This window comes from Persicitalea sp. (assembly GCF_041751555.1).
Classification (GTDB): Bacteria; Bacteroidota; Bacteroidia; order Cytophagales; family Spirosomataceae; genus Persicitalea.
In genome coordinates this window covers 1-4,492 of sequence record NZ_JBGSXF010000073.1, presented here as the reverse complement: position 1 = coordinate 4,492, position 4,492 = coordinate 1, and the positions used below count along the sequence as shown (strand labels likewise).

The window sequence follows — 4,492 nt, the reverse complement described above, 5'->3', positions numbered from 1 at the left end:
CCCTGCCGGGCATACACCAGGAAGGAGAAATCTATTCCTTTGAAATTGAAACGGTTGGTGAGCCCGCCACTCCACTTGGGTACATTAGAGCCAAGTACCGTGCGGTCGTCGGCGTTAATTTGACCGTCGGGCTGCTTAGTGAGATTACCGTCGGCATCGCGGCCATTGACGTCGGCAATACGAATTTCACCCGGCTTTTGAGCCACCTTTGCGGCTTCATCCGCCTAGTCAGTTTGCCAGATACCATCTTGCTTAAAGTTATAGAATACGTTGATCGGCTGACCGATAAACCAGCCATTGCCTACATCGTCGTTGGTGTTGAACAATTCTACGATCTTCTCCCGGTTGCTGAACACGTTCAGGCCCGCTTCCCAGCGCACTCCGCTACTGGACGGCAAAATTTTCCCGTTCAGCGTCAATTCCCAGCCCTGATTGCTGGTGGAGCCGATATTCTGCAGAACCGATCCGTAGCCGGAAGTGATTGGAATCAAACGGTTCAGCAGCAAGTCGGTAGTGTTGGTTTTGTATACTTCCAGTGAACCCGTGATTCGGTCGTTCAGGAATCCGAAATCCGTACCTACGTTCAGCGTGCTAGAAATCTCCCAACGTAAATCGGGGTTCGGGATGACGTTCAAGCCGAAACCATAGGCCGCGTCGTTACCGTAGGCATACACCGACCGCCTCAACCCGCCCAGTGTCTGGTAGGGATTGATCGAAGTATTGCCCACCGCACCGTATCCCGCCCGCAGTTTCAGGAACGAAATAGTTTTGCTGTCGTTCAGGAATGCCTCGTCCGACAGTACCCAGCCCGCCGATATCGACGGGAAAAAGGCCCACTTATTGGCCGGAGAAAGGCGAGAAGAGCCATCGGCCCGCCCCGTTAGGGTAAGCAGGTACCGGTTTTTGAAACTGTAATTGATGCGGCCCATGTAAGAAACCAGCCCCCATTTGGTAAGCGAACTACTAATTCCCAGGATATCGGCGGCACTACCTAAGTCGTAAAATAGAGAAGATTCCACCGGAATGTTGCGTGCACGGGCACCGGAAGTCTCAGTACGATTCTGTTGGGTACTAAAAAGTCCGACGGCGTTGAAGGAGTGCTGGCCCAACTGCTTGGTGTAGGTCAGAATGTTTTCGAGCGTATAAGCGAAGATTTGCCGATTGGTGACCTCGGCGGTATTGGCACTACCCGCCAAAGTACCGCTGTACTCCCCCTGTCGATAGGTACTGAAGTCCGGCCCGAAATTTAGACGGTAGGTCAGTCCATCCAGTAGTTTGTATTCGCCGAATATGTTGGCAAAAATCCGGTACTTCCGCCGCTCGTCGGTGTACTGACCGGGCTGATATTGCAAGAGCGGACTCGTCACCAGCCCTTCCCTGGGATTGGGATAGGCCAGGAAATTACCATCGGCGTCGAAGGGTTGCACCAGGGGCGAGAAACGCAGCGCATTAGTGTAAGGGCCGTTCGACATCACATTCTGCAAGTCACTGGCTACGGTGGAACTTACCCCCACGCGCAGCTTCTCACTGAGCTGGGTTTCGATGTTGGCCCGAAACGAATACCGCTGGTAGTCGCTTTGCTGCATGATTCCCTTTTCGTCGTAAAAAGCCCCTGATAGGTAGTACGTCGTGTTTTTAGAGCCGCCGCTGGCCGACAGTTGATGCTGTTGTTGCTTGCCATCGCGGAGGATCAAATCCAGCCAATCCGTTTCGATGCCGCTTTGCAGGTTCTGGCTTTCGAGGGGATCAAAAAACGTATTGTCCATGCTGGCGTTGGTGGGATCGATGCCGCGAGAAATTCGCGAGTAACGCGCAAACTGCTCGCCGTTCATCAAATTAATGTCTTTCTTGGCTTTCTTGATGCCGTAGTAGCCATCATAGCTGATCACCGCTTTACCTTCTTTGCCGCGCTTGGTCGTAATCAGAATCACCCCGTTGGCCCCGCGAGAACCGTAGATTGCCACTGCGCTGGCGTCCTTCAGCACTTCCATTGATTCGATGTCGTTGGGATTGAAGTCGTTGATGCTCACATCCGTCGGAATGCCATCGATAACATAGAGCGGATCGTTGCCTGCCGTGATGGAACGGTTGCCGCGGATGCGGATGACGGGCGGGGAGCCGGGGTTGCCATTAGAGCGAACAATGTCCACACCCGCCAGGCGCCCCTGCGCGTTTTGCAACAAGTTAGCGGCGGGCGTTTCGGCAATTTCCTGACTGGAAATACTGGAAATGGCTCCGGTCAAATCGCGTTTTTTCTGGGTTCCGTAGCCTACCACAATCACCTCGCTCAGGGATTTGGTATCGGGTTCGAGGGTAAGGTTGATTTGGGTGCGATTGCCAATAGTTACTTCCTGCGACAGGTACCCAACAAAGGAAAATACCAGGGTAGTACTCGCGTCGGGAGCAACCACGGAGTAGTTGCCCTGCTGGTCGGTGACGGTGCCGCGTTGCGTACCTTTCACCACCACGCTCACGCCGGGCAAGCCACCGCCCGCTTCGTCGGTCACCTTTCCCGTAATCGTTTGGTCGGCGGCGTTAGTGGGAAAAGGGTCGCTTAGTGCGTTAGAAGAGTTGGCTAACAAGGCCAGAACGATCATGACGGCAAAAGTACAATTTGCCCATCTGCTCTTCGACAACCTCGAACGGATGGCAGGAAGGAGTAGTGTCTTTTTCATTTTTTGATAAATAGTTGAGAGTTAGGATGAAATAAAGCCGAGACCGCTACGATACTACCTTTGTTTTAGAGTCGAAAATATCTAATAAATTCTGAATAGGCTATTTCTTATATGACAACGTCCCTCTTCAAACAGAAAATCGGCAAGCGAACTACCATCCGTTCGACCTGCCGATTTTCACTAAACTGAATGCACTACTTCTTCTTCCCCGACATCTCAATGTACTTCTGATCCAACTCCTTCGAATCCTTATACTTCACGCGCAAAACATCGAGGTCTTTATGCAGCTTGGCCTTGACATCGGCGTAAGCTGGGTCGTTATAGACGTTCTTCATTTCATTTGGGTCTTTCTTACGATCGTAAAGTTCCCACTCATCAATGTCGTAGTAGAAGTGAATGAGTTTGTACTCCTCCGTCACGATAGCGTAATGCCGTTTGGCCGCATGAACACCGGGGTACTCGTAGTAGTGGTAGTAGGCCGCTTCGCGGAAGTTTCCGGTTTTGCCCTCGAACAAAGGCACCAGGCTTTCGCCCTGCATATCGTCGGGTACTTTCACACCCGCCGCCGTAAGCAGGGTGGGGGCAAAGTCGAGGTTCTGTACCATTTGGGTGTTGACGCGGCCCGGCTTAATGACGCCCGGCCAGCGAACGAGTAGAGGCGTGCGGAAGGATTCTTCATAGACAAACCGCTTGTCGAACCAGCCGTGTTCGCCCAGGTAGAAACCCTGATCGGAGGTATAGACGACGATCGTGTTCTCGTCAAGACCGCTTTCTTTCAGATAGTCCAGCACCTGTCCCACGCCCTCATCCACGGCGGCGATGCTACCGAGGTAGTCCTGCATATAACGCTGATATCGCCACGCCATCAGAGCGCGGTCGTCCATACCCTTCTGGTATCGCTCCTTAAAATCGGCGGTGATGGGCTTGTAGTACTTGTCCCATTCAGCCCGCTGCTCGGGGTTCAGTCGGCCCACTTCGCGCTCGAAACCATTAATGTCTCCCTTCTTGTCCAGCCCCAACTCTTTAACTACCTCAGGATATATCTTGGAGTCACCCGCGAAGAACATATGCTTCCGCAGGTTCATTTCGGCAGTTTTGGCGGCAGTGCCCCGTCCTTCGTAGTCATCGTAGAGGGTTTCGGGTTCGGGGAAGTTGCGCTTGGTGTATTCAGGGAGGTGGCGCAGGGCGGGCAGCCATTCGCGATGTGGTGCCTTGTGCAGGTACATCATGAAGAAAGGCTTGTCTTCCTCGCGCTCGGTTTTCAACCAGTCGAGGGTCATATCCGTAATTAGGTCGGTCACGTAGCCCGTCAGGGTGATCTTGCCATCCTTCTTAGTGATAAAATCGGGATTGTAGTAGGAACCCTGCCCCGGCAGGATCTTGAACTCGTCGAAGCCCTTAGGATTATTACCGAAGTGCAGCTTACCAAACATCGCCGTTTGGTAGCCCGCTTGTTGCAAGAGCTGCGGAAAGGTCATCTGTGTGGTATCGAAGGGGAAGTTGTTGTCGATCTTACCATTGAGATGGCTATGCTTGCCCGTCAGAATTACAGCGCGAGAGGGAGCGCAGATGGAGTTGGTGACGCTGGCGTTGCTGAATAGCATTCCTTCTTTGGCAATGCGATCGATATTAGGCGTTTCGATCAGCTTGTCGCTGTAAGCGCTGATGGCCTGGTAGGCATGATCGTCCGACATGATGAAAAGAATGTTTGGCCGCTTGTTTGCTTTCTTTTCGTCAGCTCCGCCGCAGGCCGCCATGAGCAGGGCAAGTGAAAGAGTAATGCCTAGGGCAAATGAATAGGTTTTCTTCATTTTCTG

3 protein-coding genes are annotated in these 4,492 nt (G+C 52.7%); all 3 read right to left on the bottom strand.

Annotation, left to right across the window (positions count from 1 at the left end):
* On the bottom strand, nt 1–206 hold a 206-nt coding region (locus ACEW8P_RS02385; RefSeq protein WP_373511512.1), incomplete at its 3' end, for a hypothetical protein.
* A gap of 18 nt (nt 207–224) precedes the next feature.
* Nucleotides 225–2,675: a SusC/RagA family TonB-linked outer membrane protein gene (locus tag ACEW8P_RS02380; protein ID WP_373511511.1), complete on the bottom strand. Its 2,451-nt coding sequence runs from the start codon at nt 2,673–2,675 to the stop codon at nt 225–227.
* Nucleotides 2,676–2,869: 194 nt separating this feature from the next.
* Entirely contained in the window at nt 2,870–4,486 is a 1,617-nt protein-coding gene (locus tag ACEW8P_RS02375; RefSeq protein WP_373511513.1) for a sulfatase, read from the bottom strand.
* Nucleotides 4,487–4,492 lie beyond the last annotated feature (6 nt).